This is a genomic window from Streptomyces sp. NBC_00212, from assembly GCF_045206365.1.
Lineage (GTDB): Bacteria > Actinomycetota > Actinomycetes > Streptomycetales > Streptomycetaceae > Streptomyces.
The window spans coordinates 7,121,284-7,147,703 of the sequence record NZ_CP108115.1; the positions used below are offsets into that span (position 1 = coordinate 7,121,284).

22 protein-coding genes are annotated in these 26,420 nt (G+C 71.3%); 17 read left to right on the forward strand and 5 right to left on the reverse strand.

All coding sequences use genetic code 11. From position 1 onward, the window contains the following. The first annotated feature begins 32 nt into the window (after window positions 1-32). From pyrR to metK, 13 genes are all read left to right on the forward strand, one after another. Window positions 33-632: a bifunctional pyr operon transcriptional regulator/uracil phosphoribosyltransferase PyrR gene (gene pyrR / locus OHA17_RS32510; protein ID WP_398881827.1), complete on the forward strand. Its 600-nt coding sequence runs from the start codon at window positions 33-35 to the stop codon at window positions 630-632. A gap of 95 nt (window positions 633-727) precedes the next feature. Beyond that, a complete protein-coding gene (locus tag OHA17_RS32515; RefSeq protein ID WP_053724512.1) occupies window positions 728-1,711 on the forward strand; it encodes an aspartate carbamoyltransferase catalytic subunit in 984 nt (327 codons plus the stop codon). Between the two features lie 2 nt (window positions 1,712-1,713). After that, window positions 1,714-3,000 carry a dihydroorotase gene (locus OHA17_RS32520; protein ID WP_406509459.1) on the forward strand — a complete coding sequence of 429 codons (1,287 nt, stop codon included), beginning with the start codon at window positions 1,714-1,716 and terminating at the stop codon, window positions 2,998-3,000. Beyond that, on the forward strand, window positions 2,997-3,587 hold the full coding sequence (locus OHA17_RS32525) for a hypothetical protein (protein ID WP_406509460.1): 591 nt from the start codon (window positions 2,997-2,999) through the stop codon (window positions 3,585-3,587). The genes OHA17_RS32520 and OHA17_RS32525 overlap by 4 nt, the downstream gene beginning before the upstream one ends. Further along, window positions 3,584-4,726: a glutamine-hydrolyzing carbamoyl-phosphate synthase small subunit gene (carA, locus tag OHA17_RS32530; protein WP_398881823.1), complete on the forward strand. Its 1,143-nt coding sequence runs from the start codon at window positions 3,584-3,586 to the stop codon at window positions 4,724-4,726. The genes OHA17_RS32525 and carA overlap by 4 nt, the downstream gene beginning before the upstream one ends. After that, entirely contained in the window at window positions 4,719-8,027 is a 3,309-nt protein-coding gene (carB, locus tag OHA17_RS32535; protein ID WP_406509461.1) for a carbamoyl-phosphate synthase large subunit, read from the forward strand. Before carA ends, carB begins: the two co-directional genes overlap by 8 nt. Before the next feature lie 71 nt (window positions 8,028-8,098). Beyond that, on the forward strand, window positions 8,099-9,211 hold the full coding sequence (locus tag OHA17_RS32540; RefSeq protein ID WP_406509462.1) for a quinone-dependent dihydroorotate dehydrogenase: 1,113 nt from the start codon (window positions 8,099-8,101) through the stop codon (window positions 9,209-9,211). Then, window positions 9,208-10,041 carry an orotidine-5'-phosphate decarboxylase gene (pyrF, locus tag OHA17_RS32545; protein ID WP_398881820.1) on the forward strand — a complete coding sequence of 278 codons (834 nt, stop codon included), beginning with the start codon at window positions 9,208-9,210 and terminating at the stop codon, window positions 10,039-10,041. The genes OHA17_RS32540 and pyrF overlap by 4 nt, the downstream gene beginning before the upstream one ends. A 373-nt stretch (window positions 10,042-10,414) precedes the next feature. After that, a complete protein-coding gene (locus OHA17_RS32550; RefSeq protein ID WP_053724505.1) occupies window positions 10,415-10,738 on the forward strand; it encodes an integration host factor in 324 nt (107 codons plus the stop codon). A gap of 38 nt (window positions 10,739-10,776) precedes the next feature. Next, complete coding sequence (gene gmk, locus OHA17_RS32555) at window positions 10,777-11,370, forward strand: guanylate kinase (RefSeq protein ID WP_053724504.1); 594 nt, start codon at window positions 10,777-10,779, stop codon at window positions 11,368-11,370. A gap of 85 nt (window positions 11,371-11,455) precedes the next feature. After that, complete coding sequence (gene rpoZ, locus OHA17_RS32560; protein ID WP_005319902.1) at window positions 11,456-11,728, forward strand: DNA-directed RNA polymerase subunit omega; 273 nt, start codon at window positions 11,456-11,458, stop codon at window positions 11,726-11,728. Window positions 11,729-11,834: 106 nt separating this feature from the next. Then, window positions 11,835-13,067 (forward strand): bifunctional phosphopantothenoylcysteine decarboxylase/phosphopantothenate--cysteine ligase CoaBC, encoded by a 1,233-nt coding sequence (gene coaBC, locus OHA17_RS32565; protein ID WP_406509463.1) that lies wholly within the window; start codon window positions 11,835-11,837, stop codon window positions 13,065-13,067. A gap of 233 nt (window positions 13,068-13,300) precedes the next feature. Then, window positions 13,301-14,509 (forward strand): methionine adenosyltransferase, encoded by a 1,209-nt coding sequence (gene metK, locus OHA17_RS32570; RefSeq protein ID WP_053724502.1) that lies wholly within the window; start codon window positions 13,301-13,303, stop codon window positions 14,507-14,509. Between the two features lie 75 nt (window positions 14,510-14,584). Here the strand turns inward: metK and OHA17_RS32575 are convergent, their stop codons facing one another. The 4 genes from OHA17_RS32575 to OHA17_RS32590 are packed head-to-tail and all read right to left on the reverse strand — an operon-like array spanning window position 14,585 to window position 19,696. Beyond that, complete coding sequence (locus tag OHA17_RS32575; RefSeq protein ID WP_406509464.1) at window positions 14,585-15,667, reverse strand: hypothetical protein; 1,083 nt, start codon at window positions 15,665-15,667, stop codon at window positions 14,585-14,587. Window positions 15,668-15,685: 18 nt separating this feature from the next. Continuing rightward, window positions 15,686-17,632: a hypothetical protein gene (locus OHA17_RS32580; RefSeq protein ID WP_406509465.1), complete on the reverse strand. Its 1,947-nt coding sequence runs from the start codon at window positions 17,630-17,632 to the stop codon at window positions 15,686-15,688. Continuing rightward, a complete protein-coding gene (locus tag OHA17_RS32585; protein ID WP_406509466.1) occupies window positions 17,629-18,384 on the reverse strand; it encodes a toll/interleukin-1 receptor domain-containing protein in 756 nt (251 codons plus the stop codon). Before OHA17_RS32585 ends, OHA17_RS32580 begins: the two co-directional genes overlap by 4 nt. 28 nt (window positions 18,385-18,412) lie before the next feature. After that, complete coding sequence (locus tag OHA17_RS32590; protein ID WP_406509467.1) at window positions 18,413-19,696, reverse strand: helix-turn-helix domain-containing protein; 1,284 nt, start codon at window positions 19,694-19,696, stop codon at window positions 18,413-18,415. Between the two features lie 212 nt (window positions 19,697-19,908). Between OHA17_RS32590 and OHA17_RS32595 the strand changes: the two genes are divergently transcribed. After that, a complete protein-coding gene (locus OHA17_RS32595) occupies window positions 19,909-22,056 on the forward strand; it encodes a primosomal protein N' (RefSeq protein ID WP_406509468.1) in 2,148 nt (715 codons plus the stop codon). A 94-nt stretch (window positions 22,057-22,150) separates the two neighbouring features. Here the strand turns inward: OHA17_RS32595 and OHA17_RS32600 are convergent, their stop codons facing one another. Continuing rightward, complete coding sequence (locus tag OHA17_RS32600) at window positions 22,151-22,690, reverse strand: hypothetical protein (RefSeq protein ID WP_053724497.1); 540 nt, start codon at window positions 22,688-22,690, stop codon at window positions 22,151-22,153. A gap of 336 nt (window positions 22,691-23,026) precedes the next feature. Here OHA17_RS32600 and fmt point away from each other — a divergent pair, with 336 nt between their 5' ends. The 3 genes from fmt to rpe all read left to right on the forward strand — a co-directional run bounded on the left by fmt (window position 23,027) and on the right by rpe (window position 26,385). Then, the gene (fmt, locus tag OHA17_RS32605) at window positions 23,027-23,971 is read left to right on the forward strand and encodes a methionyl-tRNA formyltransferase (RefSeq protein ID WP_406509469.1); all 945 of its coding nucleotides are present in this window, start codon (window positions 23,027-23,029) and stop codon (window positions 23,969-23,971) included. Window positions 23,972-24,009: 38 nt separating this feature from the next. After that, window positions 24,010-25,467, forward strand: coding sequence for an RsmB/NOP family class I SAM-dependent RNA methyltransferase (locus OHA17_RS32610; RefSeq protein ID WP_406509470.1), 1,458 nt, complete (start codon window positions 24,010-24,012; stop codon window positions 25,465-25,467). A gap of 234 nt (window positions 25,468-25,701) precedes the next feature. After that, the gene (gene rpe / locus OHA17_RS32615) at window positions 25,702-26,385 is read left to right on the forward strand and encodes a ribulose-phosphate 3-epimerase (protein WP_398881287.1); all 684 of its coding nucleotides are present in this window, start codon (window positions 25,702-25,704) and stop codon (window positions 26,383-26,385) included. Window positions 26,386-26,420 lie beyond the last annotated feature (35 nt).

Consider the following 26,420-nt stretch of genomic DNA (forward strand, 5'->3'; position numbering starts at 1 on the left):
TCCCGTGAGGCGGAGAAGGAGGTCCGTTTCATATGGACACGCAGCACCCGCAGAACCAGCAGGATCCGGCGCACCCCGATGCGGCGCGGCCCGTTCTCGAAGGCCCCGACATCGCCCGCGTCCTGACCCGTATCGCCCACGAGATCGTCGAACGCGCCAAGGGCGCCGACGACGTGGTGCTCCTCGGCATCCCGACCCGCGGCGTCTTCCTCGCCGAGCGGCTCGCCGTGAAGCTGGAGGAGATCACCGGGCGCAAGACCCCGGTCGGCTCCCTCGACATCACCATGTACCGCGACGACCTGCGGATGAAGCCCGCCCGGGCGCTCGGCCGCACCGAGATCCCCGGCGACGTCGACGGTCGCCTGGTCGTCCTCGTCGACGACGTCCTCTTCTCCGGCCGCACCATCCGCGCCGCCCTCGACGCGCTCGGCGACATCGGCCGCCCCCGCGCCGTCCAGCTCGCGGTCCTCGTCGACCGCGGCCACCGCGAACTCCCGATCCGCGCCGACTACGTCGGCAAGAACCTCCCCACGTCGCTGCGGGAGACGGTCAAGGTCCAGCTCGCCGAGGAGGACGGCCGCGACGCCGTGCTGCTCGGTGTCAAGCAGACCGCCCCGGCCGGCGAGCAGTAGGCCCCACACGACTCCGTACGGCCCACCCGGACCCGTACGGCCTGCTTCTGCGCGCCCGCATGCCCAAACCTCCACCACACCTGGAGAACCCCCAGATGATGCGTCACCTCATCTCGGCCGCCGACCTCACCCGCGACGACGCCGTCCTCATCCTCGACACCGCCGAGGAGATGGCCCGCGTCTCCGACCGGCCGATAAAGAAGCTCCCCGCGCTGCGCGGCCGGACGATCTGCAACCTGTTCTTCGAGGACTCCACCCGCACCCGGATCTCCTTCGAGGCCGCCGAGAAGCGCCTGTCGGCCGATGTCATCAACTTCGCCGCCAAGGGCTCCTCGGTCTCCAAGGGCGAGTCCCTGAAGGACACCGCGCAGACCCTGGAGGCGATGGGCGTCGACGCCGTCGTCATCCGGCACAGCGCGTCCGGTGCCCCCTACCGCCTGGCCACCTCCGGCTGGATCGACGCCCCGGTCATCAACGCCGGTGACGGCACCCACCAGCACCCCACCCAGGCGCTGCTCGACGCGTTCACCATGCGCCGCCGCCTGGTCGGCAAGGACGCGCTCGGCCAGGACCTGGCCGGCAAGCGGATCACCCTCGTCGGCGACGTGCTGCACAGCCGGGTGGCCCGCTCCAACGTGGACCTGCTGCACACGCTGGGCGCCGAGGTCACCCTGGTGGCCCCGCCGACGCTGCTCCCGGTCGGCGTCGAGCACTGGACCTGCGACGTGTCGTACGACCTGGACGCCGTGCTGCCGAAGTCCGACGCGGTGATGATGCTGCGTGTGCAGCGCGAACGCATGAACGCCGCCTTCTTCCCGACCGAGCGCGAGTACTCGCGGCGCTACGGGCTCGACGGCGAGCGCATGGCCAAGATGCCCGAGCACGGCATCGTCATGCACCCCGGCCCGATGGTGCGCGGCATGGAGATCACCGCCGAGGTCGCCGACTCCGACCGCTGCACGGTCGTCGAGCAGGTCGCCAACGGCGTCCACACCCGCATGGCGGTCCTGTACCTGCTGCTCGGCGGCAACGAGCCCGCCGTCAGCCACGCCCGTCCCACCGATTCGGAGAACAAGTAACCATGAGCAAGATCCTTATCCGTGGTGCGAAGGTTCTGGGCGGCGAGGTCCAGGACGTCCTGATCGACGGCGAGACGATCGCCGCCGTCGGCACCGGCCTGGAGGCGGGGGACGCGACCGTCGTCGACGCCGAGGGCCAGATCCTGCTGCCCGGCCTCGTCGACCTGCACACCCACCTGCGCGAGCCCGGCCGCGAGGACTCCGAGACCGTCCTCACCGGCACCCAGGCGGCCGCACGCGGCGGCTTCACCTCGGTCTTCGCCATGGCCAACACCTTCCCCGTCGCCGACACCGCGGGCGTCGTCGAGCAGGTCTGGCGGCTCGGCAAGGAGTCCGGCTACTGCGACGTGCAGCCCATCGGCGCCGTCACCGTCGGCCTTGAGGGCAAGAAGCTCTCCGAGCTCGGCGCCATGCACGACTCCGCCGCCGGCGTCACCGTCTTCTCCGACGACGGCAAGTGCGTCGACGACGCCGTGATCATGCGCCGCGCCCTGGAGTACGTGAAGGCCTTCGGCGGCGTCGTCGCGCAGCACGCCCAGGAGCCCCGCCTGACCGAGGGCGCCCAGATGAACGAAGGCATCGTCTCGGCCGAGCTCGGCCTCGGCGGCTGGCCCGCCGTCGCCGAGGAGTCGATCATCGCCCGCGACGTGCTGCTCGCCGAGCACGTCGGCTCCCGCGTGCACATCTGCCACCTGTCGACCGCCGGCTCGGTCGAGATCGTCCGCTGGGCCAAGTCGCGCGGCATCGACGTGACCGCCGAGGTCACCCCGCACCACCTGCTCCTCACCGACGAGCTGGTCCGCTCGTACAACCCGGTCTACAAGGTCAACCCGCCGCTGCGTACGGAGAAGGACGTCATGGCGCTGCGCGAGGCGCTCGCCGACGGCACCATCGACATCGTCGCCACCGACCACGCCCCGCACCCGCACGAGGACAAGGACTGCGAGTGGGCCGCGGCCGCCATGGGCATGGTCGGCCTGGAGACCGCGCTCTCCGTCGTCCAGCACACGATGGTCGAGACCGGAATGCTCGACTGGGCCGGCGTCGCCGACCGCATGTCCCACAAGCCCGCCCAGATCGGGCAGGCCACGGGCCACGGACGCCCCGTCTCGGCAGGCGAACCCGCCAACCTGACGCTCGTCGATCCGGCATACCGTGGTGAGGTGAACCCCGCGGGCTTCGCCTCCCGCAGCCGCAACACCCCCTACGAGGGCCGCGAGCTGCCCGGACGCATCACCCACACCTTCCTGCGGGGCCGGGCAACGGTCGTGGACGGGAAGCTGGCGTGACGTACGCATCACTGATCAATCTGGCCGCGGAGGAGAAGTCCGCCGAGGTGACCAACTGGGGCGGACGGATCGGCTGGCTCGTCGGTCTCGCGCTCTTCGTGGCGCTCGTCTACTGGCTGATGCGCCAGGGCTGGCAGTGGCGCGGCCGCCTCCAGGCCGACCTGCCCGACCTGCCCACCGCGCCAGAGACGCCGGGCGAGGCGAAACTGAAGCTGAGCGGCCGCTACCACGGCTCCACCACCGCCGGGCAGTGGCTCGACCGCATCGTGGCGCACGGCCTGGGCGTGCGCAGCAAGGCCGAGCTCACCCTGACGGACGCGGGCCTGGACGTCGTACGCCCCGGGGCGGACGACTTCTTCGTCCCGGCCGCGCAGCTGCGCGAGGCCCGGCTCGACAAGGGCATCGCGGGCAAGGTTCTCACCGAGGGCGGCCTGCTCGTCGTCACCTGGAAGCACGGCGACAAGCTCATCGACTCGGGCTTCCGCTCCGACCGGGCCGAGCAGCACCCGGCCTGGGTCGAAGCCATCAACTCCATGACCGAGACCTCTGAACAACCCACCAACACGACGGAAGGCGCCGCACGATGACGACCTCCACCCGGGGAGCCGCCAAAGCTCCCGCCGTACTCGTCCTGGAGGACGGCCGTATCTTCCGCGGCCGCGCCTACGGGGCCGTGGGGGAGACCTTCGGCGAGGCCGTGTTCTCCACCGGCATGACCGGCTACCAGGAGACCCTGACCGACCCGTCGTACCACCGCCAGGTCGTCGTGATGACCGCCCCGCACGTCGGCAACACCGGCGTGAACGACGAGGACCCCGAGTCCTCGCGCATCTGGGTGGCCGGTTACGTCGTGCGCGACCCCGCCCGCATCCCGTCCAACTGGCGCTCGCGCCGCTCCCTGGACGACGAGCTCGTCAAGCAGGGCGTCGTCGGGATCTGTGGCATCGACACCCGCGCACTGACCCGCCACCTGCGCGAGCGCGGCGCCATGCGCGTCGGCATCTTCTCCGGCGAGGCCGTCGCGGACGACGCGGCGCTGCTCGCCCGCGTGAAGGAAGCGCCCCAGATGGTCGGCGCGAACCTCTCCGCGGAGGTCGCCACCAAGGAGACGTACGTCGTCCCCGCGATCGGCGAGAAGAAGTTCACCGTCGCCGCCGTCGACCTCGGCATCAAGGGCATGACCCCGCACCGCATGGCCGAGCGCGGCATCGAGGTGCACGTGCTGCCCGCGACCGCCACCGCCGAGGACGTGTACGCGGTCAACCCCGACGGCGTGTTCTTCTCCAACGGCCCGGGCGACCCGGCCACCGCCGACGGCCCCGTCGCCGTCATGCAGGCCGTCCTCGCACGCAAGACGCCGCTGTTCGGCATCTGCTTCGGCAACCAGATCCTGGGCCGCGCGCTCGGCTTCGGCACGTACAAGCTGAAGTACGGCCACCGCGGCATCAACCAGCCGGTGCAGGACCGTACGACCGGCAAGGTCGAGATCACCGCGCACAACCACGGCTTCGCCGTCGACGCGCCGCTCGACAAGGTCTCCGAGACGCCCTACGGGCGCGCCGAGGTCTCCCACGTCTGTCTGAACGACCAGGTCGTCGAAGGCCTCCAGCTGCTCGACCAGCCGGCCTTCAGCGTCCAGTACCACCCCGAAGCAGCCGCGGGACCGCACGACGCCGCGTACCTCTTCGACCGCTTCGTAGAGCTCATGGAGGGCCAGCGTGCCTAAGCGCTCCGACATCCAGTCCGTCCTGGTCATCGGCTCCGGCCCGATCGTCATCGGCCAGGCCGCCGAGTTCGACTACTCCGGCACCCAGGCCTGCCGCATCCTCAAGGCCGAGGGCCTGAGGGTCATCCTGGTCAACTCCAACCCGGCGACGATCATGACCGACCCGGAGATCGCCGACGCCACGTACGTCGAGCCGATCACCCCCGAGTTCGTCGAGAAGATCATCGCCAAGGAACGCCCCGACGCCCTCCTGCCCACCCTCGGCGGCCAGACCGCGCTCAACACCGCGATCTCCATGCACGAGCAGGGCGTCCTGGAGAAGTACGGCGTCGAGCTCATCGGCGCCAACGTCGAGGCCATCAACAAGGGCGAGGACCGCGACCTGTTCAAGGGCGTCGTCGAGGCCGTCAAGGCCAAGATCGGCTACGGCGAGTCCGCCCGCTCGGTCATCTGCCACTCCATGGACGACGTCCTGGCGGGCGTCGAGACGCTCGGCGGCTACCCGGTCGTCGTGCGCCCCTCCTTCACCATGGGCGGCGCCGGCTCCGGCTTCGCGCACGACGAGGAGGAGCTGCGCCGCATCGCGGGGCAGGGCCTCACGCTCTCGCCGACCACCGAGGTGCTCCTGGAGGAGTCCATCCTCGGCTGGAAGGAGTACGAGCTGGAGCTCATGCGCGACAAGCACGACAACGTCGTGGTCGTCTGCTCCATCGAGAACTTCGACCCGATGGGCGTGCACACCGGCGACTCGATCACCGTCGCCCCGGCGATGACGCTGACCGACCGCGAGTACCAGCGGCTGCGCGACATCGGCATCGCGATCATCCGCGAGGTCGGCGTCGACACCGGCGGCTGCAACATCCAGTTCGCGATCGACCCGGCCGACGGCCGCGTCATCGTCATCGAGATGAACCCGCGCGTCTCGCGGTCCTCCGCGCTCGCGTCGAAGGCCACCGGCTTCCCGATCGCGAAGATCGCCGCCAAGCTCGCCATCGGCTACACGCTGGACGAGGTCCCCAACGACATCACCGAGAAGACGCCGGCCTCCTTCGAGCCGACGCTCGACTACGTCGTCGTGAAGGCCCCCCGGTTCGCCTTCGAGAAGTTCCCCTCCGCCGACTCCACCCTCACCACCACCATGAAGTCGGTGGGCGAGGCCATGGCGATCGGCCGCAACTTCACCGAGGCGCTCCAGAAGGCGCTGCGCTCCCTGGAGAAGAAGGGCTCGCAGTTCGACTTCACGGGCCCGGTCGGTGCCAAGGACGTCCTCCTGGAGGAGGCCAAGCGGCCGACCGACGGGCGCATCAACACGGTCATGTACGCGATCCGGGCGGGCGCCACCCCCGAAGAGGTCTTCGAGTCCACGAAGATCGACCCGTGGTTCGTCGACCAGCTCTTCCTGATCAAGGAGATCGCGGACGACCTGGCCGCCGCCGAGAAGCTCGACCCCGAGCTGCTCGCCGAGGCCAAGCGGCACGGCTTCTCCGACGCCCAGATCGCCGAGATCCGCGGCCTGCGCGAGGACGTCGTCCGCGAGGTCCGGCACGCGCTCGGAGTGCGCCCGGTCTACAAGACGGTCGACACCTGCGCCGCCGAGTTCGCCGCCAAGACCCCGTACTTCTACTCCTCGTACGACGAGGAGAGCGAGGTCGCGCCGCGCACCAAGCCCGCCGTGATCATCCTGGGCTCGGGCCCGAACCGCATCGGCCAGGGCATCGAGTTCGACTACTCCTGCGTCCACGCCTCCTTCGCGCTGAGCGACGCGGGCTACGAGACCGTGATGGTCAACTGCAACCCGGAGACCGTCTCGACGGACTACGACACCTCCGACCGCCTCTACTTCGAGCCGCTCACGCTCGAAGACGTCCTGGAGATCGTCCACGCCGAGACCCTGGCCGGCCCGGTCGCGGGCGTCGTCGTCCAGCTCGGCGGCCAGACCCCGCTGGGCCTGGCGCAGGCGCTCAAGGACAACGGCGTCCCGGTGGTCGGCACCCCGCCCGAGGCCATCCACGCAGCCGAGGACCGCGGCGCCTTCGGCCGCGTGCTCGCCGAGGCCGGGCTGCCCGCGCCCAAGCACGGCACCGCCACCACCTTCGCGGGCGCCAAGGCCATCGCCGACGAGATCGGCTACCCCGTCCTCGTACGCCCGTCGTACGTGCTCGGCGGCCGCGGCATGGAGATCGTGTACGACGAGGAGCGGCTGTCCTCGTACATCGCCGAGTCCACCGAGATCTCGCCGTCCCGCCCCGTCCTCGTCGACCGCTTCCTGGACGACGCCATCGAGATCGACGTGGACGCCCTCTACGACGGCACCGAGCTCTACCTCGGCGGCGTCATGGAGCACATCGAGGAGGCCGGCATCCACTCCGGCGACTCGGCGTGCGCGCTGCCCCCGATCACGCTCGGCGGCTTCGACATCAAGCGCCTGCGCGCCTCGACGGAGGCCATCGCCAAGGGAGTCGGCGTCCGCGGACTGATCAACATCCAGTTCGCGATGGCGGGCGACATCCTCTACGTCCTCGAAGCCAACCCGCGCGCCTCGCGCACCGTCCCCTTCACCTCGAAGGCGACCGCGGTGCCGCTCGCGAAGGCCGCCGCCCGCATCTCGCTCGGCGCGACCGTCGCCGAGCTGCGCGCCGAGGGCATGCTCCCGAAGGAGGGCGACGGCGGCACCCTGCCGCTGGACGCGCCGATCTCCGTCAAGGAGGCCGTGATGCCGTGGAGCCGCTTCCGCGACGTCCACGGGCGCGGCGTCGACACGGTGCTCGGCCCGGAGATGCGCTCCACGGGTGAAGTCATGGGCATCGACTCGGTGTTCGGCACCGCGTACGCCAAGTCGCAGGCGGGCGCCTACGGTCCGCTGCCGACGAAGGGCCGCGCGTTCATCTCGGTCGCCAACCGGGACAAGCGCACGATGATCTTCCCGGCGCGCGAACTGGTCGCCCACGGCTTCGAGTTGATGGCCACTTCCGGTACCGCAGAGGTCCTGCGCCGCAACGGCATCAACGCCACGGTCGTCCGCAAGCTCAGCGAGGGCGAGGGCCCGAACGGCGAGAAGACGATCGTCCAGCTGATCCACGACGGCGAGGTCGACCTCATCGTCAACACGCCGTACGGCACCGGCGGCCGCCTCGACGGCTACGAGATCCGCACGGCGGCGGTCGCCCGCTCCGTACCCTGTCTGACCACGGTCCAGGCGCTCGCGGCCGCGGTCCAGGGCATCGACGCCCTCAACCACGGTGACGTGGGCGTCCGTTCGCTCCAGGAACACGCGGAACACCTGACCGCGGCCCGCGACTAGCAGACGGCGACGAGGGGGACACCGGAAATCGGTGTCCCCCTCGTCATGAGCCCCTGAGGACACCGAGAAACATGTACAAGCTCTTCTTCAACCTCGTCTTCAAGCGGATGGACCCGGAGCAGGCCCACTACCTGGCCTTCCGCTGGATCCGCCTCGCGGCCCGCATCCCCGTCCTGCGCACCTTCGTCGCCGCCGTGCTCGCCCCCCGGTACAAGGAGCTGCGCACCGAGGCGCTCGGCCTGCGCATGCACGGCCCCTTCGGCCTCGCCGCCGGCTTCGACAAGAACGCCGTGGCGATCGACGGCATGTCCATGCTCGGGTTCGACCACATCGAGATCGGCACGGTCACCGGCGAGCCTCAGCCCGGCAACCCGAAGAAGCGCCTGTTCCGGCTCGTGCCGGACCGCGCGCTGATCAACCGCATGGGGTTCAACAACGAGGGCTCGGCGGCGGTGGCCGAGCGCCTGGCGGCACGCAAGGCGGTGTTCCGTACGACCGTGGGCGTCAACATCGGCAAGACCAAGGTCGTCCCCGAGGCCGAGGCCGCCGCCGACTACGTGAAGTCGACCGAGCGCCTGGCCGAGCACGCCGACTACCTCGTCGTGAACGTCTCCTCGCCGAACACGCCCGGCCTGCGCAACCTCCAGGCCACCGAGTCGCTGCGCCCGCTCCTGACCGCCGTGCGCGAGGCCGCCGACCGCAGCGTCCGGGGCCGTCGCGTCCCGCTGCTCGTCAAGATCGCGCCCGACCTCGCCGACGCCGACATCGACGCGGTCGCCGACCTCGCCGTCGAGCTCGGCCTCGACGGCATCATCGCCACGAACACCACGATCGCCCGGGACGGGCTCGGCCTGAAGTCCTCCGCCGACCTCGTCAAGGAGACCGGCGGCCTGTCCGGCGCCCCGCTCAAGGAGCGCTCCCTGGAGGTCCTCGGCCGCCTGTACGCCCGCGTCGGCGACCGCCTGGTCCTGATCGGCGTCGGCGGCATCGAGAACGCCGAGGACGCCTGGCAGCGCATCCTGGCCGGTGCCACCCTGGTCCAGGGCTACAGCGCCTTCATCTACGAGGGTCCCTTCTGGGGCCGCGCGATCCACAAGGGCCTCGCCGCCCGGCTCGCCACCTCCCCGTACGCAACGCTCGCCGAGGCCGTCGGCGCCGAGACCCGGAAGAAGGCCGCCGCATGATCCCCTTCGGTACCCGACTGCGCGAGGCGATGGACACCCGCGGCCCGCTCTGCGTGGGCATCGACCCGCACGCGTCCCTGCTCGCGGACTGGGGCCTGAACGACGACATCGCCGGTCTTGAGCGCTTCACCCGCATCGCGGTGGAGGCGCTGGCCGACCGGGTGGCCGTCCTCAAGCCGCAGTCGGCGTTCTTCGAGCGGTTCGGCTCGCGCGGCATCGCCGTCCTGGAGAAGGCCGTCGAGGAGGCCCGCGCGGCCGGCACGCTGGTCCTGATGGACGCCAAGCGCGGCGACATCGGCTCCACCATGGCGGCGTACGCGGCCACCTACCTGGACCCGGCGTCCCCGCTCTTCTCGGACGCCGTGACCGTCTCGCCCTACCTCGGCTTCGGCTCGCTGCGCCCGGCGCTCGACCTGGCCGCGAAGTCCGGCTCGGGCGTCTTCGTCCTTGCCCTGACCTCCAACCCGGAGGGCGCCGAGGTCCAGCGCTCGACGGCGGCCGACGGCCGTCCCCTTGCCCAGCTGATGCTGGACCACATGGCCGCCGAGAACGCGGGCGCCTCGCCGATGGGCTCGGTCGGCGCGGTGGTCGGCGCGACGCTGGGCGACGCCGGGGTGAACCTCGACATCAACGGCCCGCTGCTCGCCCCCGGCATCGGCGCCCAGGGCGCGACCCCGGCCGACCTCCCCGGCGTCTTCGGCTCCGCCGTGCGCAACGTCGTCCCGAGCGTCAGCCGCGGCGTCCTGCGCCACGGCCCCGACGTGAGCGCCCTGCGCGAGGCGGCGGCCCGCTACGCCGACGAGGTCCGCGCGGCGATCGGGCAGGCGTGATCCACCACGGCGCCCCGGTGTGACATACGTCGCACCGGGGCGCCGCGCTTCCCGGACGTGCGAGGACGGCCGCCGGACCGGTTCCCGGAACGCCGGGACCGCCCGTCCGGAGAGGTCGCGGGGTGCGCGCACACCGAACGTTGACAATTTCCTTACTCAAAACCAGGGTGTTTTGTCCGAAAAGTCCCGGTCGGCTGAGGCTGACCAGGACTTTTCGTCTGTTCTCGCTGACTGGAGCGGCCTTGGCCGCTAGTCTCCGACGAGAGCAGACGAGCACGTGCGCGAGTGCGTTGTTCGTTGCTCGCCTGGTGTGGGGCGATTAGGTTCCTCACCGGTCCGTATCCGACAGTTCGACATCCGAGGTGACGTAGGCGTGGCTCTTCCGCCCCTTACCCCTGAACAGCGCGCAGCCGCGCTCGAAAAGGCCGCCGCGGCTCGCCGGGAGCGGGCCGAGGTCAAGAATCGACTCAAGCACTCCGGCGCCTCGCTCCACGAGGTCATCAAGTCGGGCCAGGAGAACGACGTCATCGGGAAGATGAAGGTCTCCGCGCTCCTTGAGTCCCTGCCCGGCGTGGGCAAGGTCCGCGCCAAGCAGATCATGGAGCGGCTCGGGATTTCCGAGAGCCGCCGCGTGCGGGGGCTCGGCTCCAACCAGATCGCGTCCCTTGAGCGCGAGTTCGGCGGCTCCGGGGCCTGACGTCTCGGGCATACCCGAGAAGCTGGAATAATCGCCGCATGGCAGCAACACCCCGGGGGACCACCCCCGTACCCCCGGACGCACGTCCGCGGCTGACCGTGCTCTCCGGCCCCTCCGGGGTCGGCAAGAGCACGGTCGTCGCTCATATGCGCAAGGTTCACCCCGAGGTCTGGCTCTCGGTGTCGGCGACGACCCGCAAGCCGCGCCCCGGCGAGCGGCACGGCGTGCAGTACTTCTTCGTCGACGACGAGGAGTTCGACAAGCTCGTCGCCAACGGCGAGCTCCTTGAGTGGGCCGAGTTCGCGGGCAACCGCTACGGAACCCCGCGCAAGGCCGTGCTCGAACACCTCGAAGCGGGCGAGCCCGTCCTCCTGGAGATCGACCTCCAGGGCGCCCGGCTCGTACGCGAGTCGATGCCCGAGGCCCAGCTCGTCTTCCTCGCGCCGCCGAGCTGGGACGAACTGGTCCGCCGGCTCACCGGCCGGGGCACCGAGGCGCCGGAGGTCATCGAGCGCCGCCTGGCCGCCGCGAAGGTCGAACTGGCCGCCGAGGCCGAGTTCGATACGACACTGGTCAACACCTCGGTCGAGGACGTGGCCCGTGAGCTGCTAGCCTTGATGCGAGTTGTTTGATCGAGTCGTATGACGTCATTTATCTGACGCCGATTCGACTCATTTGATTCAGCTCACATCTTCGATCCCCATCGGAAGGCAGAGAGTGTCCTCTTCCATTACCGCGCCCGAGGGCATCATCAACCCTCCGATTGATGAGCTCCTTGAGGCAACCGACTCGAAGTACAGCCTGGTGATTTACGCGGCCAAGCGTGCCCGCCAGATCAACGCGTACTACTCGCAGCTCGGTGAGGGTCTTCTTGAGTACGTCGGCCCGCTGGTGGACACCCACGTCCACGAGAAGCCGCTCTCGATCGCGCTGCGCGAGATCAACGCGGGTCTGCTGACCTCCGAGGCCATCGAGGGCCCCGCCCAGTAGGCGACAGAACATCCCACCACAGGCCCGGCAGCGCGACTGCCGGGCCTGTGGTGTGTCATGGGTACGTACACGCATCAGGCGCGCGCGGGGAGAGGCGAGTTTTCCGATGGCCAAGCCGAAGGTCGTTCTGGGGGTCAGCGGCGGCATCGCCGCCTACAAGGCGTGCGAGCTGCTGCGCCGGCTGACCGAGTCGGGGCACGACGTACGGGTGGTGCCGACCGCGTCGGCGCTGCACTTCGTCGGGGCCGCCACCTGGTCGGCACTGTCCGGCCATCCCGTCTCGACCGAGGTCTGGTCCGACGTCCACGAGGTGCCGCACGTCCGGATCGGGCAGGACGCCGACCTCGTGATCGTGGCCCCGGCCACCGCCGACATGCTGGCCAAGGCCGCGCACGGGCTCGCCGACGACCTGCTGACCAACACCCTGCTCACCGCCCGCTGCCCGGTCGTCTTCGCGCCCGCGATGCACACCGAGATGTGGGAGCACCCCGCGACGCAGGAGAACGTGGCGACGCTGCGTCGCCGGGGCGCGGTCGTCGTCGAGCCCGCCGTCGGCCGGCTCACCGGCGTCGACACCGGCAAGGGGCGGCTGCCCGACCCGGGCGAGCTGTTCGAGGTGTGCCGCCGGGTGCTCGCGCGGGGGAGTGCCGAGCGGGATCTGGCCGGGCGGCACGTGGTGATCAGCGCGGGCGGCACGCGCGAGCCGCTCGACCCCGTCCGCTATCTCGGCAACCGCTCCTCCGGCAAGCAGGGGTACGCCCTCGCGCGGACCGCCGTCGCGCGGGGGGCCAGGGTCACCCTGATCGAGGCGAACACCGGGCTGCCGGACCCGGCGGGCGCCGATGTGGTCCGCGTCGGCACCGCCGTACAGCTGCGGGAAGCCGTCCTGAAGGCGGCCTCGGACGCCGACGCCGTGGTCATGGCGGCCGCCGTCGCCGACTTCCGGCCCGAGTCGTACGCCGCCGGGAAGATCAAGAAGAAGGACGGCGAGGAGCCCGCGCCGCTCACACTGGTCCGCAATCCGGACATCCTGGCCGAGATCTCCGCCGAGCGGGCCCGTCCGGACCAACTGGTCGTCGGCTTCGCCGCGGAGACCGACGACGTGCTCGCCAACGGCCGCCTCAAGCTCCGGCGCAAGGGGTGCGACCTGCTCGTCGTCAACGAGGTCGGCGAGCGCAAGACGTTCGGCTCCGAGGAGAACGAGGCCGTGGTCCTGGGGGCCGACGGCTCCGAGACGCCGGTCCCGTACGGCCCGAAGGAAGCCCTCGCCGACACGGTGTGGGATCTGGTGGGCCGGCGTTTCGGACAAACAGCCGCCGCGCCCGCCGACCGCCCGTAGCCCTCCCGGACCCGGGCCCGGGGGCATGATCCCGGGCCCGCGCGTAGTGTCGTCGACAGCCGAGACAGACGTTCGTACGAGCAGATCCGGAGATCTCCGGACTCCACGGATCGAGACACGTGGTCCAACGAGCAGAACCGACCGATAAACTGGTCTCGGAACCGCAGCCGGGCGCAGCTCCCGGCGCGACCGACCATGATCAGCCAGCAGCCGCTGCAACCCCAGGGAGCGTTGTGTCCCGTCGTCTCTTCACCTCGGAGTCAGTGACCGAGGGTCACCCCGACAAGATCGCTGACCAGATCAGCGACACGATCCTCGACGCGCTTCTGCGCGAGGACCCGACCTCCCGCGTCGCCGTGGAGACCCTCATCACCACGGGCCTGGTGCACGTGGCCGGAGAGGTCACGACCAAGGCGTACGCGCCGATCGCCCAGCTGGTCCGCGACAAGATCCTGGAGATCGGCTACGACTCGTCGAAGAAGGGCTTCGACGGCGCCTCCTGCGGCGTCTCGGTGTCCATCGGCGCGCAGTCCCCGGACATCGCGCAGGGTGTCGACACGGCGTACGAGAAGCGTGTCGAGGGTGACGAGGACGAGCTCGACAAGCAGGGTGCCGGCGACCAGGGCCTGATGTTCGGCTACGCCACGGACGAGACGCCCGAGCTGATGCCGCTGCCGATCCACATCGCGCACCGTCTCGCGCGCCGCCTGACCGAGGTCCGCAAGAACGGGACCATCCCGTACCTGCGACCCGACGGAAAGACCCAGGTCACCATCGAGTACGACGGCGACAAGGCCGTCCGTCTCGACACGGTCGTCGTCTCCACGCAGCACGCGAGCGACATCGACCTGGAGTCGCTGCTCGCCCCCGACATCCGCGAGTTCGTCGTCGAGCACGTCCTCAAGCAGCTCGTCGAGGACGGCATCAAGCTGGACACCGACGCCTACCGCCTCCTGGTGAACCCGACCGGCCGCTTCGAGATCGGCGGCCCGATGGGCGACGCCGGCCTGACCGGCCGCAAGATCATCATCGACACGTACGGCGGCATGGCCCGCCACGGCGGCGGCGCCTTCTCCGGCAAGGACCCCTCCAAGGTCGACCGCTCGGCCGCCTACGCCATGCGCTGGGTCGCCAAGAACGTCGTGGCCGCCGGCCTCGCCGCGCGCTGCGAGGTCCAGGTCGCCTACGCCATCGGCAAGGCCGAACCGGTCGGCCTGTTCGTCGAGACGTTCGGCACCAACACCGTCGACAACGACAAGATCGAGACCGCGATCAACCAGGTCTTCGACCTGCGCCCCGCCGCGATCATCCGCGACCTCGACCTGCTCCGCCCGATCTACGCCCAGACCGCCGCCTACGGCCACTTCGGCCGCGAGCTCCCCGACTTCACGTGGGAGCGTACGGACCGCGTGGAGGCCCTGCGCAAGGCCGCGGGCCTGTAGCCGACACGGCATCCTCACGAGGGCCCCGGACCGGGTTCGGTTCGGGGCCCTCGTGTGCTTGCTCCCGGAATCCGGTCATGACTCCGGGGGCGGGGTCTCGGCGGGGTCCTCGGGCATCCGGCCGTCGAAGCGGTATTTGATCCGGGCGGCGGCTTCGGTCTTTCCGTGTGCCTCGGCCACCTGGACCAGGTGCTCCGCGAACAGGGCCAGGTCGGGGTCGTGCGGGCCGAAGCCGAACCAGGCGATCACGTCGTCCAGTCGATGGCCCGGCGATGCCTCTGGCGGTTCCTCGTGCCGCTCCTGGGCGGATTCCGGACCGAGCGGGCTCTCCTCGTCGAAGTCCTGCTGCGGCGGAACAGGGGGAGGAGGCACCAGGTGCCGGAACTCCGGTGCCACCTCGTCGTTGTTGGCCGCGGCGGTAAGCCTGGCCAGGACGCCGATCCGGTCCACGGTCTCCTCGATCCGGTCCTCGTTGCGGGACAGCCACCACACCACCGCGCTGCCGGTGTCCTTGAGGACGTCGCCGCCCAGATAGTCGCGCTTGTTGCGTTCGTGGCTGCGCTCGTGCTCCCAGACGTCCCGCTCCTTGCGTACGGTCGAGAGTTTGGCCAGCCGTTCCAGATCCGGATCGGGAAGGCAGAGCGAGACATCCAGGGCCATGGCGAGCAGCCGTCCGCTGGAGTCGGCCTGCATCGTGGCGAGAGCGCCGTCGAGTCGGTGCTGTATCAGCGCGCTCCGGGACGGGGGCTGGCTCGCGGTTATCTCCCGGGCCCGGTGCAGGACGGCATCGACGGCGAGCCCGGACGGATTGATGAGGGCGGCCCCGTCGGGCGATTCGAGAAGGCTCCAGCGCACCGTGGCCGAGAACAGGAAGTCGTAGTCGGCGACCGCACTCGGCAGTGCGACGCCGCTGACGCGGATCTCCTGGCGCGGGGCGGGCGGTATGGGCAGATCGGGTTCCATGGCCAGGTGGGGCGGGAACCGGTCACGGTCCCCGGCCATGAGCCGATTGCCCGCCAGGGCGGCCGTGACCAGCACGGCGGCCAGGACGGGCCAGGCCCAGCGCGGCCACTGCAGTGCGACGCCCGCGATGACGAGCAGCAGCCCGAGCAGAAGGGTGACGAAGACCGTTATGGTGTTGCGACCTGAGCCGATCATGTTCTCCCCCGAGGAGTGTCAGACAGCGGGCACCAGGAAACTGAGCCCCTGGGCGAAGTTGATCTTCTGGACGAGCAGGCCCACGATGCGGGGCCCGTCGCCGGGCCTCGGCGGACGGGACCGCTCCCAGTCGCGGGCGAGCTGATAGAGGCCACCGAGCAGGGCGGCCTCATTCCCGCAGCCGTCCACGAGCACGTCGAGCAGCCGCTCCGAGCCGGAGCCGTCCACGACAGCCGTGAACCAGCGAACCGCATACGGGTGCCACTCCTCACGCGGAAGCTTCTGGAAGACCGCGGCCCAGCCGGCGGTGAGTCCCGCACGCACCTCCTGCGAGGCGGTGAGCCGCACGGACTGGGTGAGCGCGAGGAACAGACCGAGGTCCCTGGCCCAAGCCGATTCCACCAGGCTGCGACGGACGCGCTGGAGCAACAGGCGGTACATGCGGCTGTTGCCGAGCGCGAGGTCGAGCAGGGCACTGCGCGCGGTGTCCGCCACCCGCCCGTCCGCCCGGCGGTCCAGGTGGTGGAGCCGAACCAGCGCCTGGTGCGGGTGGCTGCGCCGCATGGTCTCCGAGCAGACCAGTACGAGCACTTGTTTGAGGTTCTGCGGCAGGTTTCCGGTGATCGACCAGTCGTAGATCCGCTGCCGGAATCTCTGGCCGTACTGCTCGTCGGCCAGACCGCGGTTGAGGGCCTGTGCCGCATCCGGGATGAGTCGGACCTGGCCGTGACGGCCAGTCCAGGCCTCGGCCAGCCACAGCAGGTCGTCGGGCCGGCCAGCCCTCAGACACTGCTCGGCGAACCGCGCGATGGCGGGACCGTGTTCGTCCTCGCCGATCCGGGGGCGTGCCAGGCAGTCATGGAACCAGCGGCGGAGCTGTTCGGTCAGATCCGGAAAGTATGTCCAGAAGTGTTCCCGGACGCCTCGGTCGTAGTTGTGCGTTCGGAACCGGACGAGCCCGTCGGGGCCGGTTTCCGCGCCCAGCTCGGTCAACTCGCGGTTCAGGTCTGTCTGTTCCAGGCGCGGCCGTTCGTCGGGTGGGTGGGACAGGGCCGACAACAGTGCGGAGGCGGTGCTCAGCACCGTGGCGGGCGGGGATCCGTGGAACATCGCGAGGGCGAGCAGCAGGGCCCGTCGACGGCCCGAGTCGTGGGTGGCCAGGTCCGCGGCGACCTCGGCGCTCCGGTCGGCCACCCGCTTGATGGCCCGGTCGCGCCAGCTGGGGAAGCCGCCGGGAAGGCCGTCGTCCCGCAGGCTGCGGATGCGGTCCGCGAGCTCGGCGACCTCCCGCATCGGAACTCTCGCCAGATGGTTCACGAGGCTCTGGACACCCAACTCCGCCACCGTCGGGCGGATGTTGTCGAGTTGGAGATACCGACTGAGTACGTCACGCGAAGAAGGCTTGGTGAGCTCCGCGGTGTAGGGCTTGAGCTCGACCCTCTGCAGGTAGGAGTGATGGTGCGGCAGCACGACGGCGAGCAGGGCCCGCCGCTCGACGAGTCTGGCCCGGAAGTCCGGCAGCCGGCGCTGGAGGGAGAGATAGCGGGCCTCGTCGACGGCCGACAGATCGAGCATCAGCCGGTCGCCCTCACTCACCTCACTCGCGTCGAGGACCGACCCGCTGTCGTCCTCGGTGTCCGGCAGTTCGTACAACCCGCCTGATCCGTCCGCGAGTTCGTGCAGGAGCATCAGGGCGGCGGCCCGCCTGCCCGACCCCGGGCGAGCCGAGAGCAGTACGACGGAGTTGGTCCGGAGTAGCGTGCGTGCTCGCTGCATTCCGCCAGGGGCGACGAACCTCTGGTCCAGCCAGTCGCCGTCGCGGTCCGTGATGCTGCGCAGACTCGGCCCTGCCTCGTGCCGTAGCCGGTCCGAGGCGAGAGCGAGGGAGATGTTGAGCTGGGTTCCGTCGCCGGTGTGCAGAGGACCGTAGGACTCGCTGACGTACGCGCTGTACGGCTCGGTCACTTCTCGGCCCCGGGGCGCTTCGCGTCGCCGAACCGCTGGCGGATGCCACCGTGATTGTCCCCGGCCACGTAATTGGTTCCGTCGCCGTTGATCTGAGGGCCGTTGACCTGGCTGCCGGATCCGGTGTGCAGGGGGCCGTGCGCCTCGTTGATGAACGAGCCGACGTCACCGTGCACGCCGCCTATGCCGCCGCTCTGCTGGTCATTGCGGATAGCCGTGGCGCCGGGGGATTCCTCGCTCGTGGGCTTGGATTCGGCCCCGTGGCGGTCCAGCGGGGCGAGGTCGGGCACCTGGCGGACCAGCCGGTCGCCGAGCCGAGCTAGATCGGCCTCGCCGGTGCGCATGGCGTACCGCTCGTACTGGCACTCGGCCAGGCTCTTCAGGGACCGGGGGAGCCGCAGCGGGTCGAGCTGCTCCACATGGCGTCCGAGGAGGACCGGCACCACCAGGACCCCGGCGGCGAAAGCCTCTTCGAGTTCGCGCCGCACCCAGTCGCCCGGGTTCGTGAGAGCCCGGCGGCCGGGCCGCTTCTGGTCCGGGGCATCGAGCCAATCGGTTCCGATCAGTGCGAGTAACACCCGGCAGCGGCGCACTCCCTTGACCAGGGTGTCGACGTAATTGGTTCCGGGGGCGATGGACTTCTGGGCGCGGAACACGCTGTCCGTGCCGAACCGCTTGGACAGCTCGTCGTCGAACCTGTGGGCAGTCTCTTTGCCGTCCTGGGTGCGGTAGTTGATGAAGAGCTCGTGCACGGGGTCGGTCCCTTCTCTGTGGACTTCGTCAGGAGTGGCGCGGCAGAACCGCGGTGAGCTGGGGAGCCACCTCACGTACACCGACGTTGCGCGGGTGCCGGGCGAGTAGCCGAGCGAGCCGCCGCAGATCGGTGGCGATGGTCGCCGAGTCGACCGCGGCGGCGGACGAGAGCAGCTCCGACGTGATGACGCAGGCCTGGTCGATGTCACCGGCGGCGGCGTGTGCGAGGGCGCGGCGTGCGCCGTGCCGGGCCCGTGCGCGCAGCGCATGGGCGGAGAGCTCGGCCGTTTCCCGGTCGAGGAGTTCGGCGGCCTGCCTCGGCCTGCCCAGTTCGTACAGGCACCAGCCCGTGTACATCGCGACGACATCGGGCACGTGCGAGGCCCCGAGCGTGGGTGTGTCGGAACCGGCCTTGTCCGCCGCGAGCAGTTCTCGCGCTTGGTCCAGGGACCGCATGGCCGCGCTGTGCTCACCTGTCACCGCGAGGCTCTGGGCCCGATGCTGGGCTGCCAGTCCGCGGACCCGCGGAGCCGCCGCACTGTGCAGTGCCTGCTCGGCCAGCTGCGTGGCCTGTGCCGGATCGCCGCCGAACAGGCAGATCAGCGACCGCCGGACCAGGGCGTACGCGGCCAGCGCGTCGTCGCCGCCCCCATGGGCGAGCTGCACGGCACGGTCCGTCCACCACAGGGCCGTACGGTCGTCACCGGCCTCCTGCGCCATCCAGCCCGTGTATTCCGCGTACCGCGAGGCGAGGACCAGCAGCTCGTTCCTCGTCCGGGGTCCGGCGAGCCGGGCCAGCTGTTCCAGGGAGTGGGTCTGGGCGATCAGCGCCGACAGCAGGCTCCGGGGCGTCGCGGCCTGGCCGATTCTGCGGAACTGGTCGAAGAGCATCCGGGATGCTTCGACGAGCGTGCCCGCTCCGGTGTCCACCGGTAGCGGGTCGCCGCCCAGCTGGAGTGAGAGAGCCGACGCCGCGCCGACCGCGATCAGGCTGCGGCGCTTCACCGGCTGGAGCGTGCTGTCGCCGTCCTTGTCGAGATACATCAACCACACCTCGTCGTCGCGCCCGGGAGCGGGCAGGGACATCGGTGAACCTGCCGGTTCCAGCAGCCGGGCCAGGGCGCCGTCGGCAGTGAGTTCGGTGTCGCACAGGCGGGCGAGCTCAAGACTCGGACGCTTGAGACCACGTTCCACCTTGCTGAGCTGGGCCTTGCTGTAGTGCACACGCTTGCCGAGCTGTTCCAGAGAGAGATCCGCCGCCAGACGTCGTCGGCGAAGTTCTTCTCCGAAGCCGTACGGGTGCTGCTGCACGTGAACCTCCGTCGCTGCCGTCCGGGAGGCCGGCGACGACGCGAATCAGCGTGCGGCAGCCGACTGAGCGGAACAAGGCGAATGGGGACGTTTCCCGTTTCCTCATCCGGAGGGAAGCGCACCCCTTTCAGGGTGTCGAGGGAGCCTGGCCCGAACCGGCCAGCAATCCGCGGCCGAGGCCGTTGTCAGTCCCGTCTGGTAGGAATTTGGCTGTGAGCAGCGAGAACGAACGGCAGGGTGGGGGCGCCGAGGGTGCGGGGCCGGAGCAGCTTGCGCTCATTCGGGAGACGGTGCGCAAGGCCAAGGTGCCCAAGGCCAAGCCGCGGACCTGGCGGGGGGCGGCGCTGGCCAAGGAGCTGCCGGTCGCCCGGGTCGTGGTGAACAAGGGCGTGCTCCATCTTGATCAGTACTTCGACTATGCCGTGCCGGAAGAGCTTGATGCCGAGGCGCAGCCCGGGGTGCGGGTGCGGGTGCGGTTCGGGGCCGGGGCGCGCAACGTGCGGGACGGGCGTCGGGAGGGCGGCGGTCTGATCGACGGGTTCCTCGTGGAGCGGCGGGCCGAATCCGACTATTCCGGTCCGCTGGCCGCGCTCGCCGGCGTCGTCTCGCCGGAGCGGGTGCTCAGCGCGGACATGCTGTCGCTCGCCCGGGCCGTCGCGGACCGGTACGCGGGCAGCCTCGCCGATGTGCTGCAGCTCGCCGTGCCGCCCCGCAATGCCAGGGCCGAGGCGAAGCCGTCGCCCGCGCCGGCCCCGCCCCCGGCCGAGCCGGCCGCCGGGACGTGGGAGCGGTATCGGCAAGGGCCCGCGTTCCTCAGGGCGTTGGCCACCGGCGGGTCTCCCCGTGCGGTGTGGACCGCGCTGCCCGGGCCGCACTGGGCACAGGAGATCGCCCGGGCCGTCGGGGCGACGCTCGCCTCGGGGCGCGGCGCTCTCGTCGTCGTGCCGGACGGGCGCAGCGCGGGCCGGGTCGACGCGGCGCTGACCTCGCTGCTCGGCGAGGGCCGACACGCGCTGCTCACCGCCGAATCGGGTCCCGAGCGGCGCTACCGGCAGTGGCTCGCGGTGCGGCGCGGCGCGGTCCGGGCCGTGGTCGGCACCCGCGCGGCGATGTTCGCGCCGGTCGAGCAGCTCGGCCTCGTCGTCGTGTGGGAGGACGGGGACGCCAGCCACAGCGACGACAACGCCCCGTTCCCGCATGTCCGCGAGGTGCTCGAACTGCGGGCCGCGCACGACAAGTGCGGCTTCCTGCTCGGGAGTACGAGCTGCACGGTCGAGGCCGCCCAGCTGGTGCAGAGCGGCTGGGCCGCGCCGCTGGACGCCGACCGCACGGTGGCGCGGGCCGCCGCCCCGCTCGTACGCACCGTGGGGGACGGGGAGCTGGCGCGGGACGAGGCGGCGCGGGCGGCCCGGCTGCCGAGCCTGGCCTGGCAGGCCGTGCGGGAGGGGCTGAAGAGCGGTCCCGTCCTCGTGCAGGTGCCGAGGAGGGGGTACGCGCCTCGGCTCGCCTGCGCGCGCTGCCGTACGCCCGCCCGGTGCGGACGCTGCGCGGGCCCGCTGGAGGCGCCGGACGAGCGGGAGCTGAGGTGTACGTGGTGCGGGACGGCGGAGGCCGACTGGCACTGCGCGGAGTGCGGGGCGAACCGGCTGCGGGCCCAGATCGTCGGCGCCCGGCGGACCGCCGAGGAGCTCGGCCGGGCCTTCCCCGCGGTGCCCGTACGGACCTCGGGGCGCGACCACGTCCTGGACAGCGTGCCCGGCCAGCCCTCCCTCGTGGTGTCCACGCCGGGCGCCGAGCCGGTCGCCGAGGGCGGCTACGCGGCCGCGCTGCTCCTCGACGGCTGGGCGATGCTCAGCCGGCCCGACCTCAGGGCGGGCGAGGAGGCGCTGCGCCGCTGGATCTCGGCGGCCTCGCTGGTGCGCGGCCAGGACGAGGGCGGCACGGTGGTCGTGGTGGCCGAGCCCACGCTGCGCCCGGTGCAGGCGCTGGTCCGCTGGGACCCGGTCGGGCACGCCCTGCGCGAACTGGCCGAGCGGGCCGAGCTCGGCTTCCCGCCGGTCTCCCGGATGGCCGAGGCCATCGGGCGCCCCGAGGCGGTCGAGGCCTTCCTCATGGCGGCCCAACTGCCGTCCGACGCCCAGGTGTTGGGGCCCGTCCCGCTGCCGGTCGCCGATCCCGGACGGCCGCGCCGGCCCGGCGATCCGCCGGCGGGGGAGCGGTGGGAGAGGGCGCTGGTGCGCGTCCCGCCGGGCAGCGGAGCGGCCCTGGCCGCCGCCCTCAAGGCCGCCCAGGCGGCACGGCTTGCGCGCGGCGGCGGCGACCCGGTGCGCATCAGGATCGACCCGCCGGACATCGGCTGAGGCCCGTGTCCTGGTGCCCCTCCGTGCCCGGGGGCCACATGGGTGTGCCCCCGCGACACGTACGAACGCGAGGGCACGAAGCGGTGGAGCGGGGTCACCCGTTGCGGGGGCCGGGGAAGGCGCTGGTGCGGACCTCCTCGCGCAGGGACTGGCTGCTCGCCGTCGGCTGCGGCGGCATCGAACGGGCGGCGGGCACCGCGGGCATGGGGGGCAGCGGCGGCAGCGTGCGGGTCGGCGCGGCCTCGACCGGACGCTCGGTGTCCACCTGGCCCGCGGCCGGGGCGGTCGCCCGGCGGGACCCGTAACGGCGGTGCACCGCCTGCTTGGTGACGCCGAGCGCCGAGCCCACCGCGTCCCAGGAGAAGCCGAGGGAGCGGTCGAAGTCCACGGCCGCGGTCACCAGCGTCTCGACGCTGTCCCGCAGCTCCTGGGCGAGCCGTACGGTCGGGGCCGGGGCGCGTCCGTACACGACGAAGCCCGTGGAAGGGCCGGAGCGGCGCGGGCGGTAGACGTTGCCCAGCTGCGCGGTGAGGGTGCGCAGTGCGTCCACCTGCCGGCGGACCCGCTCGATGTCCCGCACCAACAGGTGCAGGCTGGCCCGCGCTTGGGCGTCGTGGGTTGCGTGGTCGGCCATGAGCAAGCCTCTCGAACCGGCGATGAAAGGGATGGTGAAGACGGTGCTTGTGATGCGTTCTGCTGTGCTGTGTTGACGTGCTGGTAGTGCTGAAATGGCGCGGGCCGCAGAAGCGGCCCGGTTCGGTCAATCTCTCTTGACCAACGCGCTACCCGCTGTTGTGGTCACGCTGCGGGGGCGTATGGGCATATGCACAGGGCGCACAAGTCCCCGTACGCCCCTGCCGTAAGAGCGGCGGACGGGAGGGCCGCACCGTCCTCGACACCTGCGCGTACGCCCGCCGCCCAGGGGCCCATAGACTGAGACGCTGCTCTCGACAAAGCGAGGTAACCCCCAGTGAAGCTCGTCTTCGCAGGCACCCCCGAGGTCGCCGTCCCCGCCCTGGACGCCCTGATCGCATCCGGCCGGCACGAGGTCGCCGCGGTCGTCACCCGGCCCGACGCACCCGCCGGGCGCGGCCGCCGGCTGGTGGCGAGCCCGGTCGCCGAGCGTGCCGCGGAGGCCGGCATCGAGGTGCTCAAGCCCGTGAAGCCGCGTGACGAGCAGTTCCTGGCCCGGCTGCGCGAGATCGCGCCGGACTGCTGCCCGGTCGTCGCGTACGGGGCGCTCCTTCCCAAGGTCGCCCTCGACATCCCGGCGCACGGCTGGGTCAACCTGCACTTCTCGCTGCTGCCCGCCTGGCGTGGGGCCGCGCCCGTCCAGCACGCCGTCATGGCGGGCGACGAGATCACCGGCGCCGCCACCTTCCTCATCGAGGAGGGGCTCGACTCGGGCCCGGTGTACGGCACCGTCACCGAGGAGGTCCGGCCCACGGACACCAGCGGCGACCTGCTCACCCGGCTCGCGTTCGCGGGCTCAGGGCTGCTCGCGGCGACCATGGACGGCATCGAGGACGGCTCCCTGAAGGCCGTTCCGCAGCCCGCCGACGGGATCTCGCTCGCTCCGAAGATCACCGTCGAGATGGCGCACATCGACTGGGCGGCCCCCGCGCTGCGGGTCGACCGCGTGGTGCGCGGCTGCACGCCCGCGCCCGGCGCCTGGACCGTGTTCCGCGGCGAGCGCCTCAAGCTCATCCAGGCGGCGCTGGTCACCGACCGCACCGACCTCGCGCCCGGCGAGCTCTCCGTCGCCAAGAACAACGTGTACGTCGGCACCGGTTCGCACGCCGTGGAACTGCTCTGGGTCCAGCCCCAGGGCAAGAAGCCGATGCGCGGCGCGGACTGGGCCCGCGGGGTCCGCATCGCCCCGGGTGAGCGCCTGGGGGCGGCGGACGTACGCTGAGGGGGTTCGCCCCATCTGATCCGCGGAGCACCTTTCACGTGAACGATTCGCCACGTCGCAGCCCGAACCCCAACGCGGGCAAGGCCGGCAAGCCGTACCGCCGTCCCAAGAAGGACCCGGTCCGCATCCTCGCCTTCGAGGCACTGCGGGCCGTCGACGAGCGCGACGCCTACGCCAACCTCGTCCTGCCCCCGCTGCTCCGCAAGGCGCGCGAGGGCGGGAACTTCGACGCCCGGGACGCGGCGCTCGCCACCGAGCTCGTCTACGGGACGCTGCGCCGACAGGGCACGTACGACGCGATCATCGCGGCCTGCATCGACCGGCCGCTGCGCGAGGTCGACCCGCCGGTGCTCGACGTGCTCGCGCTCGGCGCGCACCAGCTGCTCGGCACCCGGATCCCCACCCACGCCGCGGTCTCCGCGAGCGTGGAGCTGGCCCGTGTGGTGCTCGGTGACGGGCGGGCCAAGTTCGTCAACGCCGTCCTGCGGAAGATCTCGGCGGACGACCTCGACGGCTGGCTGGAGAAGGTCGCGCCCTCTTATGAGGACGACGCCGAGGACCACCTCGCGGTCGTCCACTCGCATCCGCGCTGGGTCGTCTCCGCGCTCTGGGACGCCCTCGGCGGCGGCCGGGCCGGCATCGAGGACCTCTTGGAGGCCGACAACGAGCGCCCCGAGGTGACGCTGGTCGCCCGCCCGGGCCGCTCCACCACCGACGAACTCCTCGACGCGCTCGGCGAGGAGGGCGGCCTGCCCGGCCGCTGGTCGCCGTACGCCGTGCGGATGGCCGAGGGCGGCGAGCCCGGAGCCCTGGACGCCGTACGGGAGGGCCGGGCCGGCGTGCAGGACGAGGGCAGCCAGCTGGTGGCCGCCGCTCTCGCCAACGCCCCCCTGGAGGGCCGCGACGAGCGCTGGCTGGACGGCTGCGCGGGGCCCGGCGGCAAAGCCGCGCTGCTCGCCGCCCTGGCCGCCGGCCGCGGCGCCGCGCTGCTCGCCTCCGAGAAGCAGCCGCACCGGGCCCGCCTCGTCGAGCGCGCCCTGGCCGGCAACCCGGGCCCGTACCAGGTCATCGCGGCCGACGGCACGCGCCCGCCGTGGCTGCCCGGGTCCTTCGACCGCGTTCTGGTCGACGTGCCCTGCTCCGGGCTCGGCGCTCTGCGCCGCCGCCCGGAGGCCCGCTGGCGCCGCCGCCCGGAGGACCTGGAGGGATTCGCTCCGCTCCAGCGCGGGCTGCTGCGCGAAGCCCTGTCGGCGGTCCGCGTCGGCGGCGTCGTCGGATACGCCACCTGCTCGCCGCACCTGGCGGAGACGCGGATCGTCGTTGAGGACGTCCTCAAGGGCCGAGGCGGCGCCGAGCCCGTTGAGGCCGACTGGATCGACGCGCGCCCGCTCATGCCCGGCGTCGCGGGCCTGGGAGAGGGCCCCGACGTACAGCTGTGGCCGCACCTGCACGGCACGGACGCGATGTACCTGGCGCTGCTGAGGCGCACGGCCTGACGAGCCGGGCCCGGATCCGTCCGGGCCCGAACTCGGCGCCCCCGTACGGGAGTTGAGCGGATCACGGTTTGGCTGCCGGCGTGCCGAAAGGGCTCCTGTCGCACGCCCAGGCAGCCAAAGGATCACGCCCCGCAGCCTTCCGTATCCGCAGGATCGCCCGGTCCGCACGGATCCGGACAGGCTTCGACCGGCACTGTGGCAGGCAAGTTGCCCAGGGCATGGCAGGCTTGGGGCATGGCTCAGATCAACCCCAGCATCCTTTCCGCGGACTTCGCCAGGCTGGCCGACGAGGCAAAGGCCGTCCAAGGCGCCGACTGGCTGCATGTCGATGTGATGGACAACCACTTCGTGCCCAACCTCACGCTGGGGGTGCCCGTAGTGGAATCCCTCAGCCGGGCGACGAAGACGCCGCTGGACTGCCATCTGATGATCGAGGACCCGGACCGCTGGGCCCCGCAGTACGTGGAGGCGGGGGCCGGCTCGGTCACCTTCCACGTGGAGGCGGCGGCGGCCCCGGTCCGGCTTGCCCGGGAGATCCGTGCCAAGGGCGCCCGCGCGTCGATGGCGCTGAAGCCCGCGACGCCGATCGAGCCGTACGAGGACCTGCTCCCCGAGCTCGACATGCTGCTGATCATGACGGTGGAGCCGGGCTTCGGCGGCCAGTCCTTCCTCGACATCATGCTGCCGAAGATCCGCCGGACCCGTGAGCTGATCAGCAAACACGGACTTGAACTGTGGCTCCAGATCGACGGCGGCGTCTCGGCCTCCACGATCGAGCGCTGTGCCGAGGCCGGAGCGGACGTCTTCGTCGCCGGTTCGGCCGTCTACGGGGCCCACGACCCGGCCGAAGCGGTGCGCACCCTGCGCTCCATGGCTGAACAGGCGACGGCAGGCGCACCCTGGGCATGCGCACACTGAGCCGCCACTGAGTGAACGGAACCCTTCGGGGCTGA

Bases quoted from the DNA above. Each gene is read 5' to 3' on its own strand.
- pyrR (WP_398881827.1), top strand. From the start codon at position 33: ATGGACACGCAGCACCCGCAGAACCAGCAGGATCCGGCGCACCCCGAT.
- OHA17_RS32515 (WP_053724512.1), top strand. From the start codon at position 728: ATGATGCGTCACCTCATCTCGGCCGCCGACCTCACCCGCGACGACGCC.
- OHA17_RS32520 (WP_406509459.1), top strand. From the start codon at position 1,714: ATGAGCAAGATCCTTATCCGTGGTGCGAAGGTTCTGGGCGGCGAGGTC.
- carA (WP_398881823.1), top strand. From the start codon at position 3,584: ATGACGACCTCCACCCGGGGAGCCGCCAAAGCTCCCGCCGTACTCGTC.
- OHA17_RS32540 (WP_406509462.1), top strand. From the start codon at position 8,099: ATGTACAAGCTCTTCTTCAACCTCGTCTTCAAGCGGATGGACCCGGAG.
- pyrF (WP_398881820.1), top strand. From the start codon at position 9,208: ATGATCCCCTTCGGTACCCGACTGCGCGAGGCGATGGACACCCGCGGC.
- gmk (WP_053724504.1), top strand. From the start codon at position 10,777: ATGGCAGCAACACCCCGGGGGACCACCCCCGTACCCCCGGACGCACGT.
- coaBC (WP_406509463.1), top strand. From the start codon at position 11,835: ATGGCCAAGCCGAAGGTCGTTCTGGGGGTCAGCGGCGGCATCGCCGCC.
- OHA17_RS32575 (WP_406509464.1), bottom strand. From the start codon at position 15,667: ATGATCGGCTCAGGTCGCAACACCATAACGGTCTTCGTCACCCTTCTG.
- OHA17_RS32600 (WP_053724497.1), bottom strand. From the start codon at position 22,690: ATGGCCGACCACGCAACCCACGACGCCCAAGCGCGGGCCAGCCTGCAC.
- rpe (WP_398881287.1), top strand. From the start codon at position 25,702: ATGGCTCAGATCAACCCCAGCATCCTTTCCGCGGACTTCGCCAGGCTG.